Source organism: Curtobacterium sp. P97 (genome assembly GCF_023712445.1).
Classification (GTDB): Bacteria; Actinomycetota; Actinomycetes; order Actinomycetales; family Microbacteriaceae; genus Curtobacterium.
Genome location: NZ_JAMAYF010000005.1, coordinates 118,115 through 139,809 on the forward strand (window position 1 = coordinate 118,115; position 21,695 = coordinate 139,809).

Genomic DNA, 21,695 nt, shown 5'->3' on the forward strand with positions numbered 1-21,695 from the left:
TCGCGGACAACGACGCCCGCACTCCCTGTTCGGGAGCACGGGCGTCGGTGGATGGTCCGGTGCGTCGGTCGGGCGCGTCGCGCGTCCGGCCGATCGCGGTTCAGGCGGCTGCGGCGACCGCCTCGAGGTGCGCCCGGCTCATCGTGCGGTACTCCTCGATGAGCGCGGTGTCGGGAGCGGTCCGGTCGCGGAGCGCCCGGGCGATCACGGCGTGCGCGGACTCGGCCAGGACGACCCAGGCGCGCTCCGCACGCTCGCCCAGCGGGTAGCCGAAGCGGTCGTGCAGGACCTGCGCGACGGCTGCCCCCAGCGCAGCCATGCGGTCCTCCGCGTCACCGGTGCCGGTGTCCGCGGGGTCACCGAAGCGGATCGCGCGGAAGCCCGGCTCCGCGCGGTACATCTCGACGGTCGCGTCGATGAGCGCGTCGTGCGCGTCCTGCCAGGTCGTGGCGTCGCTCTCGTCGAGGGCGGTGAGGAAGCGCTCGGCGAGCCGCTGGGTGCTCCGGATCGCCAGCGCCTCGACCACGGCGATGCGGTCCGGGAAGTACCGGTAGACCGTGCCGATCGACGCCCCCGCGCGCTCGGCCACCATCGCGGTGGTCAGTCGCTCGAACCCGATCTCGTCGATCACGGCAGCCGCGGCGTCGAGGAGTCCCGCGAGGCGCGCCGAACTGCGGGCTTGGACCGGCTCGTTCCTGAGCAGTGATGATCCCCCCGGCAGTGCGTTCGATACCTCGGTGACGAGCACGTGTTCTCCTCTTGCGCTCCCGGCGGAGCGCGGTCATGTGGGATGTGACGGGAAGGACTCTCGCACAGACCGGCTGGATCATCGCTGCGACTCACCCCGTCGTGGTCGTCCACCGCCCGCCGCCGGGGTCCCGCGCGTGGGAGGATGGGGCCATGCCCGACCCGACGCCCCACGAGCCGTCGTTGGCCGAACCGATCCTCCACCGGGCCGCTCGGATCGAGGACGCCGTCCAGGAGTTCCGCGAGCACCGGGCCCGGCGTCGCGGGCTCGTGCCGACCGTGATCCCCTACACGGGCTACGGCGCACCGGGCTGGATCCGCGTGCTCTGCCGTGTCCTGCTGACGCGACGCGGCCTGGCGTCCGACGCCTCCTACTACGGCGTGCGCGGCTGGCGGAGCTTCACGAGTGTCGCCGTCGACGACGCCGAGGTCACCGTGACGGCCGGTGGCACGACCCACGTGGTGCAGTCCGACCGCGGCGGCGTGGTCGACGTGAAGGTCCCGATCGACCTCGAACCCGGATGGCAGACGGTGCGCCTTTCGGCCGGTGGGATGCGCGACGTCGAGGCCGACGTCTTCATCGTGGACCCCGACACGCGCTTCGGTCTGCTGTCCGACATCGACGACACGGTGATGGTGACGTCGCTCCCCCGCCCGATGCTCGCAGCGTGGAACTCCTTCGTCCTGACCGAGCACGCCCGTCGCCCGGTCCCGGGCATGTCCGTGCTGTACGAACGCGTGCTCGCGCAGCACCCCGGCGCTCCGACCGTGTACCTCTCGACCGGGGCGTGGAACGTGGCGCCGACGCTGCAACGCTTCCTGACCCGGAACATGTACCCGACCGGCACGCTCCTGCTGACGGACTGGGGGCCGACCCACGACCGCTTCTTCCGGAGCGGCCAGCTGCACAAGCAGCAGAACCTCCGGCGACTCGCGAGCGACTTCCCGGACGTGCAGTGGCTCCTGGTCGGCGACGACGGGCAGCACGACGAGACGCTCTACGGCGAGTTCGCCCGGGAGCACCCCGAGAACGTCGCCGGTGTCGCCGTCCGGCAGCTGTCCACGAGCGAGGCGGTCCTGGCCGGTGGTCGGTCGCGCGCGCAGGAACGGACGCGCGCCGGGTCCGCACCGTGGGTGTACGCCCCGGACGGTGCCGGCATGTGGTCGGAGCTCGCTCGCGTGGGCCTCGTCGACGCCGACCCGTCAGCCCCGCTCTGATCCCTGCACCGGCAGCTCCGTCGGCTGCGCTGTGCACACCTTCAGCGCTGCCGGGCCGCACGGCGGTCGCCGGTGCCAGGATCGAGCCATGAGCACCGTCACCCCGCCGAACCGCATCGAGGACCACGCCCTCATCGGGGACACCCACACGGCCGCACTCGTCGGCCGCGACGGGACGATCGACTGGGCGTGCCTGCCGCGCTTCGACAGCCCGTCGACCTTCGCCTCACTGCTCGGGACCGAGGACCACGGGCACTGGTCGCTCTGCCCGACGGACCCGGACGCCACGAGCACCCGGCACCACCACCCGGACACGCTCGTGCTCTCCACCGTGTGGACGACGTCGACCGGCGTCGTCGAGGTCACCGACCTCATGCCGATCGGCGCCCACCGCGCGGCGATCATCCGACGGGTCCGCGGCCTGCAGGGCTCGGTCGAGGTCGAGCAGACGCTCCGCATCCGGTTCGACTACGCCCGAGCGCTCCCCTGGGTCCGGCAGATCGGCGGTGACGAGGACCCGGCGCTCCTCGCGACCGCCGGCCCGGGCTCGGTGGTGGTCCGTGGCGTGCGCTTCCGGGCCGACGACCACCGGCACACGCACACCGTCACGGTGCACGACGGCGACGTCGTCGACACCGTGCTCACCTGGTACCCGTCGCACCGCGAGCCGCCGGAGCCGCTCGACGTCGACGCCGCACTGCAGGCGACGGAGCGCTGGTGGCGCGACTGGATGGCGACCGCGCACACCGAGGGCCCCTACGCCGAGGCGAGCCGACGGTCCCTGCTGCTGCTCCGTGCGATGACCCACGGCCAGACCGGCGGCGTCGTGGCGGCCGCGACCACGAGCCTCCCGGAGGACCCGGGTGGCGAACGCAACTGGGACTACCGGTACGTCTGGCTCCGCGACGCGTCCCTGGCGCTCGCGTCGCTCATCGCCCACGGCTACCGGGACGAGGCGATGCACTGGCGCGGGTGGCTGCTCCGTGCGATCGCGGGTGACCCTGCCGACGTGCAGATCATGTACGGCATCGCCGGCGAACGCGAACTGCCCGAGCGCACGCTCGACGAGCTCCCCGGCTACCTCGACTCGACGCCGGTCCGGCTCGGCAACGGCGCGTCGACCCAGTACCAGGGGGACGTCTTCGGCGAGGTGCTGGCCGCCCTGCACGACGCGCGCGAGCTCGGTGTCGAGGAGAACGCGGACTCGTGGGCCCTGCAGCGTGCCCTGCTCGGCTACGTCGAGGAGCACTGGCAGCACCCGGACAACGGCATCTGGGAGATGCGCGGACCGCGGCGGCACTTCACGCACTCCCGGGCGATGATCTGGGCCGCCTTCGACCGCGGGGTGGCGGCCGTCGAGGAGTTCGGCCTCGAGGGCCCCGTCGACCGGTGGCGCAGCCTGCGCGACGAGGTCCGCGCGGAGATCGAGGAGCACGGCTGGAACGCCGAACGCGGCTGCTACCGGCAGCACTACGACACCGACGAGGTCGACGCGAGTCTGCTCGTCCTGCCGCAGATCGGGTACCTGGACGCCGACGACCCGCGCATGACGGGGACGGTCGCGGCGATCGAGCAGGACCTCCGCGTCGGCGAGCACGGCCTGGTCCTGCGGTACCGGACCACCGCGGGCTTCGACGGGCTGTCCGGCTCCGAGCACCCGTTCCTGGCGTGCTCGTTCTGGCTCGTCGAGCAGTACGCCGCCTCCGGGCGCATCGCCGACGCCGAGCGGCTGATGGACGTCCTGGTCGGTTACGCGAACGACGTCGGCATGCTCTCCGAGGAGATCGACGTGGCGACCGGTCACCACATCGGCAACACGCCGCAGGTGCTGTCGCACCTGACGCTCGTGTCCGCGGCCGACGCGATCGCCCGTGCACGCGGAACCACGTCGGGCCACCGGACGCGGCTCGCCGTGCACGACGGCGGGACGCGGTCGTCGACCGGCGGTGGGCGGCGGGCCGGCGCCCCGTCCTGACCGGCCGGCGGCGCGACGCGCCGCGTCGTGCTGGGCGCACCTGGTCGTTCCGGGCGCTCCTGGTCCATCCGGGCGTACCTGGTCCATCCGCGCGTACCTGGTCCTGCTGATCCGGCAGGTACGCCCGGTTCCGCACGGCACGTCGCGCGTTCCGGGGAGGAACGGGCAGACGAACGGACGGGAGGCACGGTGCCAGCCGGCACCGCGCCTCCCGTCCGTCAGGTGGCTCCGTCAGGAGACGGCGTCGGTCAGGACGACGACTCCCAGTCCGCGGGACCGCGCGAGCCCGCGCGGTACTCCTCGAGCGGCACGTCGCCCGACTTCCAGGCGTCCACGACCGGCTCGACGATCTCCCAGCACCGCTCCGCGACGTCGCCGCGGATCGAGAGCAGCGGGTCGTCGTGGAAGATGCCGTTGAGCACCTCGCCGTAGGGGGTGAGCTCGCCGTCGTCGAACGACGAGGACAGGGTGACCTGCCCCATCTCGAACGGGTTGCCGCCGCCGTTCGCCGACACGCTCAGCTCGATCTCGTCCGGGTTGAGGACGATGCGCAGCGTGTCCGCCTTCGGTCGACCGGACAGGCCGGAGGGCAGGCGCGTCACGGGCTTGAAGGTGATGAGGACCTCCTTGCGGCTGGCGCCGAGCGCCTTGCCGGAGCGGAGGGTGAAGGGGACGCCCTTCCAGCGCGCGGTGTCGACCTCGACCTGGATCTCGGCGAGGGTCTCGGTACCGCGCGACTTGTCCACGCCGTCCTCGTCCTGGTACGACGGCAGCTCCTTGCCGTCGATGGTGCCGGCCGTGTAGACGGCGCGGCGCGAGGCGATCTTCGCGTCGTCGCCCTTGAGGCGGGTCGACCGGAGGACACGCGCGAGGGACGACCGGAACTCGACCGCGTCGATCGCGGACGGGGCGTCCATCGTGACCAGGCCGAGGATCTGCAGCAGGTGCGACTGGATCATGTCGACCAGGGCGCCGGCCTCGTCGTAGTACTGCGCCCGGTTCTCGAGCCCGAGGGTCTCGTCGTAGAAGACGTCGACCTTCTCGATGTTGTCCGCGTTCCAGATCGGCTCGAACAGGCGGTTCGCGAAGCGCAGACCGATGATGTTGAGGACCGTGGTGCGACCGAGGAAGTGGTCCGTGCGGTGCACGCGCTCCTCGGGGACGAGCTCGAGCACGGTCTTGTTGAGGGCCTCGGCGCTGGCGACGTCGGTGCCGAAGGGCTTCTCGAACGCGAGGGTCGTGCCCTCGGGGAGCTCGACGCCCTGCAGCGCCTCGCAGATGTCCGAGGCGATCTGCGGCGGGAGCGCGAAGTAGAGGATGGGCTCTGCCTCGGCCGCGTCGAGCAGCGCCTTGAGGTGCTCGGGGTCGGTCGGGTCGCCCTGGATGAAGGTCGTGGACTCGAGGGTCGCGTCGACCTCGGGACCCTTGACGTCCTGCGACGCGAAGGACTTCGTGACGACGTCCTTCCACTGCTCCGCGCTGCGGGCGCTGCGGCCCGTGCCGATCAGCTGGACGGGGACCGCTCGACCGCTCTGCAGGAACGTGCCGAGTCCCGGGAGCAGCAGGCGGGAGGCGAGGTCGCCCGTCGCGCCGAAGATGATGAGGGTGCGCTTGTCGGTCACCGGAGGTGAGTCCTTTCGCTGTGGTTGCGGGGTCCGCACGGGTCAAGCCGCGCGCGGGCCGGTTGATTCCCTGTGACTTCCGGGATACCCGATCCGGGCCGAGAGCTCGGGCCGGGTGGGGTACGGGCCCCGGACGCACCACGGGCGGCACCGGATGTGGTGCCGCCCGAGGTGTCAGGTGGTTCGGATCAGTGTCCGAAGTTGCCGCGGTAGTACTCGTAGACCCAGCCCACGAGGGTGACCGTCACGAGCGCGAGCCCGATCGGCACGATCCAGAGGCCGGCCGCGAGACCGAGGAAGCAGATCGCGGTCGAACCGGCGAGCAGGATCGGCCACCACGACCACGGGCTGAAGTGCCCGAGTTCGGCGTCGCCGTCCTCGATGTTCGCGTCGGGGCGGTCCTCGGGGAGGACCCCGCCCTGCGAGGACATGACCTTCCCGAGGTAGAACGCGATGAACGCGGACATGATCCCGGTGAGGCCGATCGCCACGGTGCCGACCCACTCGGGCCGCCCGTAGTAGATGAGCGCCCAGATGGTGTACGCCGCGTCCGCGAGGACGAAGAAGACGAACAGGATCCAGAACAGGTTGGTGTTGGCGCGCATGGCGTTACTTCACCTCGCCCTTCGCGGCGTCGTAGGTCGGGGCGTCCGGAGCGTCCTTCGCCGGACCCACACCGATCGGCACACCGGCCTCCGGGTGGTTCAGGTCGAACGCCGGGGACTCGGAACGGATCCGCGGGATCGACGTGAAGTTGTGGCGCGGCGGCGGGCAGCTGGTCGCCCACTCGAGCGAGCGGCCGTAGCCCCACGGGTCGTTCACGGCCACCTTCGGAGCGTTCCGTGCGGTCACGTAGACGTTGAAGATGAACGGCAGGAACGAGATCGCGAGGATCATCGAGCCGATCGTCGACAGCTGGTTCATCCAGGTGAACCCGTCGTTCGGCAGGTAGGTCGCGTAACGACGCGGCATGCCGATGACGCCCAGCCAGTGCTGGATGAGGAACGTCGTGTGGAAGCCGATGAACAGCAGCCAGAAGTGGATCTTGCCGAGGCGCTCGTTGAGCATGCGACCCGTCCACTTCGGCCACCAGAAGTAGAAGCCGGAGAACATCGCGAACACGACGGTGCCGAAGACCACGTAGTGGAAGTGCGCGACGACGAAGTACGAGTCGGACACGTGGAAGTCGAGCGGCGGCGACGCCAGGATCACACCGGTGAGACCACCGAACGTGAAGGTGATGAGGAAGCCGACGGCCCACAGCAGGGGGGTCTCGAAGGTGACCGAACCGCGCCACATCGTGCCGACCCAGTTGAAGATCTTCACGCCGGTCGGGACCGCGATGAGCATCGTCATGAGCGAGAACCACGGGAGCAGGACGCCACCGGTGACGTACATGTGGTGCGCCCACACCGTGACCGATAGGGCCGCGATGGAGATGGTCGCGTACACGAGGGTCTTGTAGCCGAAGATCGGCTTGCGGCTGAAGACCGGGAAGACCTCGGAGACGATGCCGAAGAACGGCAGCGCGATGATGTACACCTCGGGGTGGCCGAAGAACCAGAAGAGGTGCTGCCAGAGCAGGGCACCGCCGTTGGCCGGGTTGTAGATCTGCGCGTCGAACACGCGGTCGAGACCGAGGCCGAACAGCGCGGCGGCGAGCACCGGGAAGGCCATCAGCACGAGCAGCGAGGTCACGAGGGTGTTCCACGTGAAGATCGACATGCGGAACATCGTCATGCCCGGGGCGCGCATCGTGATGATCGTCGTGATGAAGTTCACCGCGCCGAGGATCGTCGAGAAGCCGGTCATGCCGAGGCCGAAGACCCAGAGCGTCCCACCGAGACCCGGTGTGAACGTCGTGTCACTCAGTGGCGCGTAGGCGAACCAGCCGAAGGACGCGGCACCCTGCGGGGTGAGGAAGCCGCCGACCGCGATGAGCGAGCCGAAGAGGTAGAGCCAGAAGGCGAACCCGTTCAGACGCGGGAACGCGACGTCCGGCGCACCGATCTGCAGCGGCATGATCGCGTTCGCGAAGCCCGAGAAGAGCGGCGTCGCGAACATCAGCAGCATGATCGTGCCGTGCATCGTGAAGAGCTGGTTGTACTGCTCCTTCGTCTCCACCACGTGCAGGCCGGGCTCGAAGAGCTGCGCACGGATCACGAGCGCCATGACGCCCGCGAGCAGGAAGAAGACGAACGAGGCGATCAGGTACATGTACCCGATGGTCTTGTGGTCGGTGGAGGTGATCCACCGGACGATGATGTTGCCCTTCCGACCGACCTTGGACGCCTGGAAGTCCGGCGTCGTCGGCGCTGTCGGCTGGCCGACGAGTGACGTTGTCATCTGACGGACCCCTACTTGTTCTCGCTCGACGCCTCGACCGGCGCCTGGTTGTTCGGTTCGTTCGTGTTGGTGTCGTACTCGTTGCCGAGCAGACCGACCTTGCCCTGCTCGCGCAGCGTGTCGAGGTACTGCTGGTACTCGGAGTCGGAGACGACCTTCACCTGGAAGAGCATCAGGGAGTGGTACTCACCGCAGAGCTCGGCGCACTTGCCCTGGTACGTGCCTTCCTTCTGCGGGATGAAGTACTCGTAGTTGGTCTTGCCCGGGAGCATGTCCTTCTTGTACAGGAAGTCGATGACCCAGAAGGAGTGGTCGACGTCGCGCGAGGAGAGCTCGATCTCGACCTTCTTGCCGACCGGCAGGTACAGCGTCGGGAGCTGCGACTCGTCGATCGCGCCGTCGCCGTTCTCCTCTTCCTGGGCCTGGATGCCCTGGTAGTAGACGCTGTCCTTCGGGTTGTCCTTGTCGATGTAGTTGAAGTCCCAGGCCCAGCGCTTGCCGTACACGTGGATCGTGGCGTCCGGGTCGTCGAAGGGCTTCTCGATCGCGGACTGGTCCTTCGCGGTGAACGCGAAGAAGCCGAGCACGAGGATGAGCGGCACGATCGTGTAGAAGATCTCGAGCGGCATGTTGTACCGCATCTGCACCGGCAGGCCGGTCTGGCCCTTGCGACGGCGGTAGACGATCGCCGCCCAGATGATCAGGCCCCACACGATGAGACCCACCGCGAGCAGGACGATCCAGCTGGTGGTCCACAGGCCGACGATGCGGCTCGTGTGGTTCGTGACGTCCTTCGTCTCCTCCGTGCCGGGGAGCCATCCGTTCATCTGCTGCTGCGTGCAGCCAGCCAGTGCGATGACCAGACCGACGGCCACCGGGACGGCCGCCCAACGTATACGGCGATTCGAACGCACTGTTACCTCTCGGAAGACGTTGCTGAGGCACCGGCGGTGCGACCGTGACGAGCACGGAGGCCGCTCATTGCTGGTTCCCAGCTTGGTTGGAACACTCCTAGCTTACTCGCAGCCGGTGACGTCTCGCGCACACCGGGCGCGGTCCGGCGCGGCATCGTCGACCCCGGCGCACCGCTTTCCCCCGGTCGGGCGGGCTCGGGCAGCGCGGGGGACGACGAACGGGGTGCGACCAGATCGGTCACTCCCCGCTCGCGTGTCGGTTCGGTCGGCGGACAACCGCCCGCCGTGGCGTCAGTGGAAGCTGTCGCCGCACGCGCAGCTGCCCTGCGCGTTGGGGTTGTCGATGGTGAAGCCCTGCTTCTGGATGGTGTCCTCGAAGTCGATGGTGGCGCCGTCGAGGTACGGGACGCTCATCTTGTCGACGACGACCTCGACACCGCTGCCGAACTCGGTCGTGGCGTCCCCGTCGAGCAGGCGCTCGTCGAAGTACAGCTGGTAGATCAGGCCCGAGCAGCCACCGGGCTGGACCGCGAGGCGCAGGCGGAGGTCGTCGCGCCCCTCCTGCTCCAGCAGGCTCGCCACCTTCGCCGCCGCAGCGTCGCTGAGCGCGACCCCGTGGGCACGTGCGTCCGTCGCCGGTGCGTTGTCGGTGATGGTGTCGCTCATCCGCGCGTCTCCCTCCGGGCGGTGTCGGTCACCGCGCCTGAGGTCGATTGTAAGCACGCGAGCCGACAGGACGGGCCGTCCGTCCACAGGGCGGGGCCGGACGACGGACGGGAGGCCCGTGGCGGCGTCGCCACGGGCCTCCCGTCCGGCACTCCCCCGGTCCCCACCAGCGGTGGGGACCCGTCAGGCGCGCGTCGCCAGGCGCGCCAGCAGGATCGTCTCCGATGCGATCGCGCGGTGCAGGACCCCGAGGTGCTGCGACTCGTTCGGGCTGTGCGCCCGGGTGTCGGGGTCCTCGACACCCGTCACCAGGATCTGCGCCTCCGGGAACTCGGCGGCCAGGTCGGAGACGAACGGGATGGATCCGCCGATGCCCTGCTCGACGGCGGGCGCGCCCCAGCCCTCGTGCATGGCCGTGCGGGCCTCCTGCACCGCCCAGCCGGCGGTGTCCACGAGGAAGCCGTCGCCAGTGTCCACCTCGGTGACGTCGAGCTTCGCGCCGAACGGCACGTGGGCGCGGAGGTGGCGTTCGACGGCCGCGTACGCGTCGGTCGCCGACTGTCCGGGGGCCACGCGGACCGAGACGCGGGCGGCGACGGTCGGCAGCAGGGTGTTCGACGCGTTCGCCACGCTCGGCACGTCCATGCCCGTCACGGTGATCGACGGCTGGAACCACATCCGGGACAGCACCGGGCCCGTCCCCACCGGCCGGACGCCCGCGAGCAGTGCCGCGTCGGTGGCGAGCTCGGCCTCGGAGCGCTCGGGCACGTCGGCGTCGTACGCGGTGAGCCCCTCGACGGCGACCGAGCCGTCATCGTCGTGCAGCGAGGCGAGCAGCCGGACCATGGGGATCATCGCGTCCGGCGCCGCACCGCCGAACATGCCGCTGTGGCTCGCGTGCTCGAGGGTCGTCAGCGTCGCGCGGAACGTCACGTTGCCGCGGAGCGAGACGGTGATCGACGGGACGTCGACCGACCAGTTGTCGCTGTCGGCCACGACGATGACGTCGGCCGCCAGGTGCTCCTTCTGCTCGCTGAGGAAGGTGCGGAACGAGCGGGAGCCGAACTCCTCCTCGCCCTCGACGAAGAGCACGACACCGAGGTCGAGGTCGTCGCCGAACTGCGCGTGCAGCGCGCGGAGCGAGGCGACGTGGGTCATCACGCCGGCCTTGTCGTCCGAGGCGCCGCGACCGTACAGGCGGTCGCCGCGGAGGGTCGGCTCGAAGGGCGGGGTCTCCCACAGGGCGTCGTCGCCCTGTGGCTGCACGTCGTGGTGCGCGTAGAGCATGACGGTCGGCTTCCCGTTCCGCGCAGGACGCACCGCCAGGACGGCGGGCTGCCCGAGCTCGCGGCCGGCCTCCTCCGCGCCAGCGGTCTCCCCCTCGACCGCGGAACGGACGATGCGGACGGCGTCGTCGGCGAAGACCCCCGTCGACCGGGCCAGGTCCGCGACCGCCTCGGCACTCGCCTGCACGTGCGCCGGGTCGAACGCCGACCAGGACACCGACGGCAGCCGGACCAGCGCGGACAGGTCGGCGATCGTCGTCGGCAGGCCTCCCTGCACGTGTTCGCGGAGGGCGTCGAGGAGCGCGGGGTCGGTCGCGGGGCTGTGCTGGTCGGTGTCGGTCATGTCCCGTAATCTAGAGGAGATCCAGCACGCAACCGCAGTCAGGAACGCACCGTGGCGAAGGCAGCCCCCAAGACCAACACGACCGTCAACCCGTCGGAGGAAGAACTCCTCGAGTCCGGCAAGGGTCGTCCGACGCCGTCGCGTCGTGAGCGCGAGGCAGCCAACCGTCGCCCGCTCGTCGGCAACAGCCCGCAGGACAAGAAGGCCGCTCGCGCGCGGCTCAACACGGAGCGCGAGAAGGCCCGTGTCGGCATGGCGAACGGCGAGGAACGCTACCTCCCGGTGAAGGACAAGGGCGAGCAGCGCAAGTTCGTCCGCGACTGGATCGACGCGCGCTGGAACGTGGGCGAGGTCATGATGCCCGTGCTCGTGCTGTTCCTCATCGTCGGGTTCGCCGCAGCGCAGACCGTCCTGGCGTCGTACTCGCTCCTGCTGGTGTGGGCGTTCGTCGCACTGTTCGTCCTCGACTGCATCGTGCTGTGGCTGTCGCTGCGCAAGAAGATCACCGCGAAGTTCGGCGACATGCAGCGCGGGACGTTCTTCTACATCCTGACGCGGGCGTGGCAGCTCCGCTTCCTGCGCCTGCCGAAGCCGCAGGTGCGCCGCGGGGAGTACCCCTCGCTGTAGGCGCACTGCCACGAGCGCCGTCCGGCCGAGCCGGGCGGCGCTTCGTCGTTCCGGGTTGCTCCGGGGTGTTCCGGGGTCGCGCGGTGCCTGACGGTGTTCGTCGACCGGGCCAGATCCGTCTCGGTCGGCGTCGCGCGCCGACGGATCACGCCCGAACGCCGAACGCGAGCGGCGTGTCCTGCTCGGTCGGCTCGGTGCCCTCCGGACGGCTGGCCTTCCGGTGCTCCGGGGTCCCGGTCCCGGGGTCCCGATCCCGCGGTGCTCCGGTCGCTCCGACGCTCGGCGGTCCCGGTCCTGCGGTCGCCCGGTCGCTCCGACGCTCGGCGGTCCCGGTCCGGCGGTGTTCCGGTCCTGCGGTCTTCCAGTCGCAGGACATGCCGCACCGAGCGAACACGAGCGGCAGGTCGTGCGACGAGAGCGGCAGCGGGCGGCGGGTCCTGCGACGAGAGTGGGCGAACCGGCGAACCGGCGAACCGGCGGACCGGCGAACAGCCCGACGGCAGTGGGCCGTGTGCGGAGCACGACACCACGGTCGGCGCAGAGCGAGTGCCGCCTGCCGCTACCGCGCTGCGCGCCGCAGCCGCCGACGCCGCAGCCGGTTGATGCGCATCGCCCAGGTCGGCCCCTCGTAGAGGAACGCCGTGTAGCCCTGCACGAGCGTGGCGCCCGCGTCGATGCGGTCCTGCACGTCCTGCTCGCTCGTGACTCCCCCGACGGCGATGACGCAGAAGTCCTGCGGCACCGCGGCACGGACCCGACGCAGCACCTCGAGCGACCGAACGGCGATCGGGGCACCCGACAGGCCGCCGGCACCCATGGCCTCGACCTCGGCGTCCGGCGTGGTCAGCCCGGTGCGGGCGATCGTCGTGTTGTTGGCGATGATGCCGGCGAGTCCGAGGTCCACCGCGAGCCCGGCGATCGCGTCGATCTGCTCGTCGGTCAGGTCCGGGGCGATCTTCACGAGCACCGGGGTCCGCCCCGCAGCGTCGCGGACGGCCGTCAGCAGGGGTCGGAGCTGGTCGGCCTCCTGCAGCCCGCGGAGACCGGGCGTGTTCGGCGAGCTGACGTTGACCGCGAGGTAGTCCGCGAACGGAGCGAGCAGCCGCGTTGACTCGAGGTAGTCGTCGACCGCGTCCTCGACCGCGACGACCCGGCTCTTGCCGATGTTGACACCGATGACCGGGCGACCCGGGTGCCGTCGTGCCCGTTCGAGCCGCCGTGCAGCCCTGGCGGCACCGTGATTGTTGAACCCCATCCGGTTGATCAGCGCTTTGTCGCGGATGAGCCGGAAGAGCCGGGGCTTGTCGTTGCCGGGCTGCGCCTTCGCGGTGATCGTGCCGACCTCGACGTGCCCGAACCCGAGCAGCCCGAGTCCGGCGATGCCCTTGGCGTCCTTGTCGAACCCGGCCGCGAGACCGAAGCGCGAGGGGAAGTGGATCCCCATCGTCGTGATCCCGTCGGCAGCTGCTGGCCTGGCGTAGCGCTCCACCGTGCCGTTCAGGAACGGCACCCTCGGCAGCGCGCGGATCACGGCGAACGCGACGTGGTGTGCGCGCTCCGGGTCCATGTTGGCGAACACCGTCCGGAAGACGACCGCGTACACGTTCCGGACGAGGCGTTCCGCGACCCCGCTCACGCGCTGCTGCCCGAGCCGGCACCGCCGGACGCTGCGGCCCCGGCTGCGTGGTGGTCGCGGCGCAGCTGTGCGATCGCGTCCTCGAAGTCCTCGAGCGTGTCGAAGGCCTGGTAGACGCTCGCGAACCGCAGGAACGCCACCTCGTCGAGCTCGCGCAGCGGCGGCAGGATGGCGAGACCGATGTCGTTCGCGTCGATCTGGCTGGACCCCGACGAGCGCACGGTCTCCTCGACGCGCTGTGCGAGCACGGCGAGGTCACCGTCGGTCACCGGGCGTCCCTGGCACGCCTTGCGCACACCGGAGACGATCTTGTCGCGGCTGAACGGCTCGGTCACGCCGTTGCGCTTCACGACGTTCAACGACGCGGTCTCCGTCGTCGAGAACCGGCGCCCGCAGTTCGGGCACTGGCGTCGGCGACGGATCGAGGTGCCGTCGTCGCTCGTGCGGGAGTCGACGACGCGGGAGTCCGGGTGGCGGCAGAAGGGGCAGAACATGTCGTGTCCCAGGCTATCGGCTCGACGACGCCCACCGGGCGCGGTGACGACCCTGTGGACGATCGGCGGCGCTCAGGACCGCCCGGTGCGTTCCGTCACCGCGGCACCGTGACCGGGCAGCTGTTCCTCGGTCGCGAGCGCCACGATGTGCGGCGCGACCTCGGCCAGCGCGGCGGGCGTGTAGCGGATGACCTGCTGCGGTCGGAGGAACGTCGAGGCCGACAGTCCGGACCCGAACCGTGCCTGTCCGCCGGTCGGCAGCACGTGGTTCGACCCGGCGAGGTAGTCGCCGAGGCTCACCGGGGTGCTCGGCCCCACGAAGACGGCTCCCGCCGCGTCGATGTCCGCCAGCACGGCATCGTCGTCCGCCGTCTGGATCTCCAGGTGCTCAGGCCCGTACGCATTGCTGACGGTCGCCGCGTCGGCCAGGGAGTCGACGAGCACGATCGCGGACTGCGGGCCGTCGAGTGCGGTATGGAGGCGCGCAGCCGTCCCCAGCGCCGCCACCCGTTCCGGGATCGCGGCCTCGACCGCGTCGGCGAACGCGGCCGAGGTGGTCACCAGGACGCTGCCGGCCTGCTCGTCGTGCTCGGCCTGGCTCACCAGGTCGGCGGCGACGTAGCCGGGGTCCGCGGTGTCGTCGGCGATGACGAGGATCTCGGTCGCGCCGGCCTCGGAGTCGATGCCCACGACCCCGCGCACCAGGCGCTTGGCCGCTGCGACGAAGTTGTTGCCCGGACCGGTGACCAGGTCGACCGGCTCGAGGCCGATCTCGGCGACGCCGTACGCCAGCGCACCGACCGCACCGGCCCCGCCCATCGCGTAGACCTCGTCGATGCCGAGCAGTCCGGCCGCGGCGAGGATCGTCGGGTGCACGCGCCCGCCGTGGTCGCGCTGCGGCGGCGAGACGAGGGCGATCGACCCGACGCCCGCGACCTGCGCGGGGACCACGTTCATCACGACGCTCGAGGGGTAGACGGCCTTGCCGCCCGGCACGTAGAGCCCGACGCGACGCATCGGCTGCCAGCGCTGGTGGACCTCGGCGCCGTCGGCCAGGCACGTGACCGACGCAGCCGGGACCTGGGCAGCGCTCGCAGCACGGACGCGGCGGATGGCCTCGTCCAGGGCCTCGCGCAGCTCCGGCGTCAGGCCGGCGACGGCCGCGGCGATCTCGGCGGCGGGGACCCGGACGTGCTCGGGGGCGCCTCCGTCGAACCGCTCCGCCTGCTCGCGGAGCGCGGCTGCCCCGTCTTGCCGGACCGCGTCCACGAGGTCGCGGGCGGCGTCGACGGCGTGCGAGACGTCACCGACGGCGCGGGGCATCAGGCGGAGGAGGTCGGCACGGGCGGGCAGTCCGCCGCGGAGGTCGATTCGCTGCATCATCAGGCGTCAAGCGTACCGGCGGCACCCGACAGGATCGCCGTCGCGAGGGGGCGGTGCCGCTCGGCGTGGTCGTCGTCCCACACCCCGAGCACGTGCAGGACGAGGACGCGGAACGCCAGCGCCCGGACGAGCAGCTGTGGCCAGTCGGACACCCCGGCGAGCTGCCCGAGCGCCGGCAGCCGCTCGACGGGGACCCCGTTCCAGCAGACCGCGTCGACGACGGCGATCGCAGAGGCGTACCCGGCCGGGCGCCACGAGGGTGCCCAGTCGAAGACGGTCGGTGGCTCCCCGGCGGCGAAGAGCACGTTGCCGAGCAGGTCGCGGTGCACGACCTGCGACGGCGCTCGGACCGGCCGGAACGCCGCAGCGAGCCGGTCGAGCAGCGGCCCTGACGGCCGCAGCGTCCCGGCCCAGACCATCCGGTCCGCCCGACTCCACGGGTCGTCGACGAGGTCGAGGAACGCCGGGCGGGGCAGGTGGGCGACCGCTCGGTGGAAGGCATCGCCGGCGGCGAGGACCTCGTCGACGCGGCTCGGGTCGGTCGCGCCCGGCAGCCACTCCCATGCCTCCCACCCGCCGACGAGCCAGGACCCGTCGGCCGACGCCACGGGACGCGGCGCGCGGAAGCGGTCGGAGTGCGCGAGGCGGGCCAGCGTGGCGGACCGCCACCGAGCCTCCCGGGCGTCCCCGTGCGGCCGCAGGACGATCCCGCCCGCGCGCCACGTCGTGCCCTGCCCGCCGGGCAGCAGCAGCGGGCGCCGCTCCCCCGCTCCGAACGCCCGGAGCACCACGGCCGACGGCCGCGGTGCTCCGGGAACGATCACGTCGACCGCCTCAGACCAGGCAGCGCGGTCCGAGCAGGCTCTTCAGCTCGCCGAACAGGTCGGGCGTCAGGCTGACCGGGAACGGCAGCTCGAAGGTCCGCGCGACGTCGTCCTTGAGCAGCTTGAGGCGGACCTCGGTCTCCCCCTGGTGCCGGCCGAGCACCGCGGCCAGCTCGGTCACCGTCGAGGTCGTCGCCCGGCGTTCCGGCAGGGACAGGGTCAACGGGCCGGACCCCATCGCGTCGCCGACGTTCGGCTGGAACATGCTCACGGCGTGCAGCGCCTTGCCGTCGTCACGCACGTTGACCCGGCCGCGCAGGACGACGATCGAGTCCGCCACCAGGGACGGACCGAACTCCTGGTACGTCTTGCCGAGGAACATGACGCCGATCTCGCCGCCGAAGTCCTCGATCTGGACGATGCCGTACGGGTTGCCGCTCGACTTCGCGACCCGGTGCTGCACGCTCGTCAGGAGCCCGGCGACCGTGACCGTCTCGCCCTCGATGCCGTCGTCTGCGGCGATGAGGTCGGCGATGGTGATCGACTGGTGCTTCGCGAGCTCGATCTCGAGACCGGCGAGCGGGTGGTCCGACACGTACAGCCCGAGCATGTCCCGCTCGAAGGCGAGCTTGTCGCGCTTCGCCCACTCCGGGCGGTCCGGCACCTGGGACACCGGCGCCGCGGCGGGGGTCTCCTCGGCCACCTCGGCGAAGAGCGAGTCGAAGTCGAAACCGATGTTGCCGTTGGCCTCGTCGCGCTTGACCTTCACCGCGCCCTCGACCGCGCCCTCGTGGATCTCGACGAGCGCACGCCGGGTGTCACCGAACTCGTCGAAGGCACCCGCCTTGATGAGCGACTCGACCGTCCGCTTGTTGGCCGACGAGATCGGGATCTTCCGCAGGAAGTCGTGGAAGGACTCGAACGCGCCCTTCTCGGTGCGCGCCTTCACGATGTCGTCGACCACGTTGAAGCCGACGTTGCGGATGGCGCCCATGCCGAAGCGGATGTCGTCACCGACGGCGGCGAAGAAGCCGATCGACTCGTTGACGTCCGGCGGCATCACCCGGATGCCCATGCGGCGGCACTCGTTCAGGTACAGCGCGAGCTTGTCGCGGGCGTCGCCGACGCTGGTCAGCAGCGCCGCCATGTACTCCGCCGGGTAGTGGGCCTTGAGGTAGGCGGTCCAGAACGACACCACGCCGTACGCCGCCGAGTGCGCCTTGTTGAAGGCGTAGTCGGAGAACGGCAGCAGGATGTCCCACAGCGTCTTGATCGCCGCGGCCGAGTAGCCGTTGTCCTGCATGCCCTTCTCGAAGCCGGCGTACTGCTTGTCCAGCTCGGACTTCTTCTTCTTGCCCATCGCGCGGCGGAGGATGTCCGCCTGTCCGAGCGAGAAGCCCGCGACCTTCTGCGCGATGGCCATGACCTGCTCCTGGTAGATGATCAGGCCGTAGGTCGTGCCGATGATGTCCTGCAGGGGCTCCTCGAGCTCCGGGTGGATCGGCGTGATCGGTTGCTCGCCGTTCTTGCGGAGCGCGTAGTTCGTGTGCGAGTTCGCACCCATGGGGCCGGGGCGGTACAGGGCGATGAGCGCGGAGATGTCCTCGAAGTTGTCCGGCTTCATGAGCCGGAGCAGGCCGCGCATCGGGCCGCCGTCGAGCTGGAAGACGCCGAGGGTGTCGCCGCGCTGGAGGAGCTGGTACGCGGCGTCGTCCTCGAGGCCCATGGTCTCGAGGTCGAGCTCGATCCCACGGTTCGTCTTGATGTTGTCGAGGGCGTCGCTGATGATCGTCAGGTTCCGGAGACCCAGGAAGTCCATCTTGATCAGGCCGAGCGACTCCGCTGCCGGGTAGTCGAACTGCGTGACGATCTGGCCGTCCTGCTCGCGCTTCATCACCGGGATGATGTCGATGAGCGGTTCGCTCGACATGATCACACCGGCGGCGTGCACGCCCCACTGCCGCTTCAGGCCCTCGAGCCCGAGCGCCGTGTCGAAGACGGTCTTCGCCTCGGGATCGGTCTCGACGACCGTCCGGACGTCGACCGCTTCCTTGTACCGCGGGTGGTCCTTGTCGAAGATCCCGGTGAGCGGGATGTCCTTGCCCATCACGGGCGGCGGCATCGCCTTGGTAAGCTTCTCGCCCATGCCGAACGGGAAGCCGAGGACCCGCGAGGAGTCCTTGAGCGCCTGCTTCGCCTTGATCGTGCCGTAGGTGACGATCTGCGCGACGCGCTCGGACCCGTACTTCTCGGTGACGTACTTGATCGCCTCACCGCGGCGCCGGTCGTCGAAGTCGACGTCGAAGTCGGGCATGGAGACGCGGTCCGGGTTGAGGAAGCGCTCGAAGATCAGGCCGTGCCGGATCGGGTCGAGGTCGGTGATGCGCATCGCGTACGCCACCATCGAGCCGGCACCGGAGCCACGGCCCGGACCGACGCGGATGCCGTTGTTCTTCGACCAGTTGATGAAGTCCGCGACCACCAGGAAGTAGCCCGGGAAGCCCATCTGGTTGATGATCCCGACCTCGTAGTCGGCGCGGTCCTGGACCTCCTTCGAGATACCGCCCGGGTACCGGTACTGCAGCCCCTTCGCGACCTCCTTCTCGAACCAGGAGTGCTCGGTCTCACCCTCGGGCACCGGGAACTTCGGCATGTAGTTCGCGGCGGTGTCGAACTCGACGTTGCACCGCTCGGCGATGAGGAGGGTGTTGTCGCAGGCCTCGGGGTGGTCGCGGAAGACGTGGCGCATCTGCTGCGGCGTCTTGAGGTAGAACTCGTCGGCGTCGAACTTGAAGCGGTTCGGGTCGTTGAGCGTCGACCCGGACTGCACGCAGAGCAACGCTGCGTGCGACTTCGCGTCGTGGGAGTGCGTGTAGTGCAGGTCGTTCGTGCCGACCAGCGGGATGCCGAGGTCCTTCGAGATGCGGACGACGTCCTCGATGACCCGGCGTTCGATCTCGAGGCCGTGGTCCATGATCTCGGCGAAGTAGTTGTCCTTGCCGAAGATGTCGCGGTAGTCCGCCGCCGCCTTGAGCGCCTCGTCGTACTGCCCGAGGCGCAGGCGCGTCTGGATCTCGCCCGAGGGGCAGCCCGTCGTCGCGATGATCCCCTCGTGGTACTGGTCGAGGAGCTCGATGTCCATGCGGGGCTTGAAGTAGTACCCCTCGATCGATGCCCGGCTCGACAGGCGGAACAGGTTGTGCATGCCCGTCGTGTTCTCGGCGAACATCGTCATGTGGGTGTACGCACCCGAGCCGGACACGTCGTCACCGCCGCCGTCACCCCAGCGGATGCGGGTCTTGTCCGACCGGTGGGTCCGCGGCGTGATGTACGCCTCGGTGCCGATGATCGGCTTGACGCCACCGGCCTTCGCGGCCTTCCAGAACTCGAACGCGCCGAACATGTTGCCGTGGTCGGTGACCGCGACGGCCGGCATGCCCTGCGCGGCGGTCTCGGCGACCAGGTCGCTCAGCCGGGCGGCACCGTCGAGCATCGAGTACTCGCTGTGCACGTGCAGGTGGACGAAGGAGTCGGAATCCGACACGGGACCTCCGGTTTCGACGGGGACTGCTGCGGGGCGGGACAACTCTAACCGCCGGCACCGACGTCCCCCGCGTGTCCGGCGTGCCCGCCGACCGGCGTCCGGCGGTGCCGCACGCCGAGCGGGCAGGACACGCCGCGCGTGTTCCGCCGAGCGGACCGAACTCGTCGGCTGGTGCCGCCGAGCGTGACAGATGCCGCCCGCTCGGGAGACCGCGACGGACGCGACCCGGTGACGGACGGGAGGCGCGTGGCGGCACCATCCCGTGCCTCCCCTCCGGCACGCGCCGCTCGACGGGCGCGAGGGCCGCGACGGCCCGGAAGCGGCGGCGCCGCCGAGGTCGCACGACCTGCCGCTCGGTCTTCCCCCGGACGGCATGTCGCGCGACGAGGACGACTGCGGACGGCGTGTTGTGCGACCGGACGAAACCGCCGGCAGCCGCCGCCCGCTCGGCGCGCCCGCCCGCGCCGCCGCCGGCCTACGCCGAGGCGGCGCGGATGCGGTCGAGCGCCTGCTGCAGGTCGTCCGAGTACTCGGCCCGGAACTCCACCCACGCGCCCGTCCGCGGGTGCTCGAACCCGAGTCGCACCGCGTCGAGCCACTGCCGCGTCAGTCCGAGCTCGGACGCCAGCACCGGATCGGCGCCGTACATCGTGTCGCCGACGAGCGGGTGCTTCGTCGCCGCCATGTGCACGCGGATCTGGTGCGTCCGCCCGGTCTCCAGGTGCACCTCGAGCAGGCTCGCCGACCGGAACGCCTCGAGCGTCTCGTAGTGCGTCACGCTCGGCTTGCCGTCGGCCGTGACCGCGAACTTCCAGTCGCTCGACGGGTGCCGTCCGATGGGTGCGTCGATGGTCCCCGACGTCGGATCTGGGTGCCCCTGCGCCAGCGCGTGGTAGACCTTCTCGACGGTGCGCTCCTTGAACGCCCGCTTGAGGTGCGTGTACGCGAGCTCCGTCTTCGCGACGACCATCAGGCCCGAGGTCCCGACGTCGAGCCGGTGCACGATCCCCGCCCGCTCGGCGGCGCCGGAGGTCGCGATGGTGAAGCCGGCCGCGGCGAGCCCACCGGGCACCGTCGGCCCGTCCCACCCGGGCGACGGGTGCGCGGCGACGCCGATCGGCTTGTCGACGACGACGATGTCTTCGTCGTCGTGCACGACCCGCATGCCCGGGACCTCGACCGGCACGATGCGCGGGGGCTCCTTCGGGGACCAATCGACCTCGAGCCAGGAGTCGGCGTGCAGCCGGTCGGACTTGCCGACCTCGACGCCGTCCACGCGGACGCCGCCGGCCGCGACGACCTCGGCCGCGAAGGAGCGCGAGAACCCGAGGAGCTTCGCGATGGCCGCGTCGACCCGCTCACCGGCGAGGCCGTCGGGCACGGGCAGGGAACGCTGCTCGCTCACGTCGCGTCGTGCCCGAGGACGTCACGACCGTCGCGCGGCGCGCGCGGGTCGGGCTCCGCCACCACCGGACGGGAGGCGCGGGACGGCTCCGCCCCGTCGGCGACCGAGGAGCGGGCCGCCGCCTCCGCAGCGCGCTGCTGCTTCGCCGAGAGGGCACGGGTGCCGTCGAGGTTCACGCCGACGATGACGAGCAGGACGAAGACGACCATGCTCACGCAGATGAACGAGTCGGCGATGTTGTAGATCGCCGGCATCATCCACGGCGTCGAGATGAAGTCCACCACGTGACCGCGGCCGAAGCCCGGTTCGCGGAAGAGCCGGTCGAGCAGGTTGCCGAGCGCCCCGCCGAGGAGCATGCCGAGCACGATCGCCCACCACATGGACCGGATGCGACGGGCGAACACGATGATGCCGACGACGACCGCGGTCGACACGATCGAGAACACCCAGGTCATGTTCACCGCGAAGGAGAACGCGGCACCGGGGTTCCGGACGTAGAGCAGCTGGAGCGCGTCACCGAGGACGGGGACCACCTGTCCGTACGGCAGGTGCGCGACGACGAGCGCCTTCACGCCCTGGTCGAGCGCCACCACGACGACAGCGGCGAAGGCCAGTGCCGCGATCGCGCGGACACTGACCTTCGCCGTTGGTGCTGGTCGGACCAA

17 protein-coding genes are annotated in these 21,695 nt (G+C 70.6%); 3 read left to right on the forward strand and 14 right to left on the reverse strand.

All coding sequences use genetic code 11. The annotated features are described in order from the left end of the window. Nucleotides 1-100: 100 nt before the first annotated feature. Complete coding sequence (locus M3677_RS07045) at nt 101-748, reverse strand: TetR/AcrR family transcriptional regulator (RefSeq protein ID WP_066653809.1); 648 nt, start codon at nt 746-748, stop codon at nt 101-103. A gap of 152 nt (nt 749-900) precedes the next feature. Here M3677_RS07045 and M3677_RS07050 point away from each other — a divergent pair, with 152 nt between their 5' ends. After that, the gene (locus M3677_RS07050) at nt 901-1,965 is read left to right on the forward strand and encodes an App1 family protein (protein ID WP_066653808.1); all 1,065 of its coding nucleotides are present in this window, start codon (nt 901-903) and stop codon (nt 1,963-1,965) included. 88 nt (nt 1,966-2,053) lie between these two features. Further along, on the forward strand, nt 2,054-3,940 hold the full coding sequence (locus M3677_RS07055) for a glycoside hydrolase family 15 protein (protein ID WP_251160119.1): 1,887 nt from the start codon (nt 2,054-2,056) through the stop codon (nt 3,938-3,940). Between the two features lie 248 nt (nt 3,941-4,188). Here M3677_RS07055 and M3677_RS07060 read toward each other — a convergent pair whose 3' ends face one another. The 6 genes from M3677_RS07060 to M3677_RS07085 all read right to left on the reverse strand — a co-directional run bounded on the left by M3677_RS07060 (nt 4,189) and on the right by M3677_RS07085 (nt 11,117). Next, nucleotides 4,189-5,562, reverse strand: coding sequence for a glucose-6-phosphate dehydrogenase (locus M3677_RS07060; RefSeq protein WP_066653802.1), 1,374 nt, complete (start codon nt 5,560-5,562; stop codon nt 4,189-4,191). A gap of 188 nt (nt 5,563-5,750) precedes the next feature. Further along, nucleotides 5,751-6,167, reverse strand: coding sequence for a cytochrome c oxidase subunit 4 (locus tag M3677_RS07065; RefSeq protein WP_066653799.1), 417 nt, complete (start codon nt 6,165-6,167; stop codon nt 5,751-5,753). Between the two features lie 4 nt (nt 6,168-6,171). After that, on the reverse strand, nt 6,172-7,908 hold the full coding sequence (ctaD, locus tag M3677_RS07070; RefSeq protein WP_066653797.1) for a cytochrome c oxidase subunit I: 1,737 nt from the start codon (nt 7,906-7,908) through the stop codon (nt 6,172-6,174). Nucleotides 7,909-7,919: 11 nt separating this feature from the next. Further along, nucleotides 7,920-8,822 carry a cytochrome c oxidase subunit II gene (coxB, locus tag M3677_RS07075; RefSeq protein WP_066653795.1) on the reverse strand — a complete coding sequence of 301 codons (903 nt, stop codon included), beginning with the start codon at nt 8,820-8,822 and terminating at the stop codon, nt 7,920-7,922. Between the two features lie 291 nt (nt 8,823-9,113). Further along, on the reverse strand, nt 9,114-9,488 hold the full coding sequence (locus tag M3677_RS07080) for an iron-sulfur cluster assembly accessory protein (protein ID WP_066653793.1): 375 nt from the start codon (nt 9,486-9,488) through the stop codon (nt 9,114-9,116). Between the two features lie 183 nt (nt 9,489-9,671). After that, complete coding sequence (locus tag M3677_RS07085; RefSeq protein ID WP_066653791.1) at nt 9,672-11,117, reverse strand: dipeptidase; 1,446 nt, start codon at nt 11,115-11,117, stop codon at nt 9,672-9,674. Between the two features lie 51 nt (nt 11,118-11,168). On the opposite strand from M3677_RS07085, the gene M3677_RS07090 reads away from it, so the two are divergent. Then, nucleotides 11,169-11,744 (forward strand): DUF3043 domain-containing protein, encoded by a 576-nt coding sequence (locus tag M3677_RS07090; RefSeq protein ID WP_066653782.1) that lies wholly within the window; start codon nt 11,169-11,171, stop codon nt 11,742-11,744. Between the two features lie 559 nt (nt 11,745-12,303). On the opposite strand, the gene M3677_RS07095 is transcribed toward M3677_RS07090, so the two are convergent. From M3677_RS07095 to lspA, 7 genes are all read right to left on the reverse strand, one after another. After that, nucleotides 12,304-13,347: a quinone-dependent dihydroorotate dehydrogenase gene (locus M3677_RS07095; protein WP_251160200.1), complete on the reverse strand. Its 1,044-nt coding sequence runs from the start codon at nt 13,345-13,347 to the stop codon at nt 12,304-12,306. A gap of 29 nt (nt 13,348-13,376) precedes the next feature. Then, complete coding sequence (gene nrdR, locus M3677_RS07100; protein ID WP_066653777.1) at nt 13,377-13,874, reverse strand: transcriptional regulator NrdR; 498 nt, start codon at nt 13,872-13,874, stop codon at nt 13,377-13,379. Nucleotides 13,875-13,946: 72 nt separating this feature from the next. Further along, a complete protein-coding gene (hisD, locus tag M3677_RS07105) occupies nt 13,947-15,257 on the reverse strand; it encodes a histidinol dehydrogenase (protein ID WP_251160120.1) in 1,311 nt (436 codons plus the stop codon). Further along, on the reverse strand, nt 15,257-16,081 hold the full coding sequence (locus tag M3677_RS07110) for a hypothetical protein (protein ID WP_251160121.1): 825 nt from the start codon (nt 16,079-16,081) through the stop codon (nt 15,257-15,259). Before M3677_RS07110 ends, hisD begins: the two co-directional genes overlap by 1 nt. A 10-nt stretch (nt 16,082-16,091) precedes the next feature. Then, nucleotides 16,092-19,625, reverse strand: a complete 3,534-nt coding sequence (gene dnaE, locus M3677_RS07115; RefSeq protein ID WP_081984794.1) for a DNA polymerase III subunit alpha — start codon at nt 19,623-19,625, stop codon at nt 16,092-16,094. Nucleotides 19,626-20,100: 475 nt separating this feature from the next. Next, the gene (locus M3677_RS07120) at nt 20,101-21,030 is read right to left on the reverse strand and encodes an RluA family pseudouridine synthase (protein ID WP_251160122.1); all 930 of its coding nucleotides are present in this window, start codon (nt 21,028-21,030) and stop codon (nt 20,101-20,103) included. Next, complete coding sequence (gene lspA / locus M3677_RS07125) at nt 21,027-21,695, reverse strand: signal peptidase II (RefSeq protein ID WP_251160123.1); 669 nt, start codon at nt 21,693-21,695, stop codon at nt 21,027-21,029. Before lspA ends, M3677_RS07120 begins: the two co-directional genes overlap by 4 nt.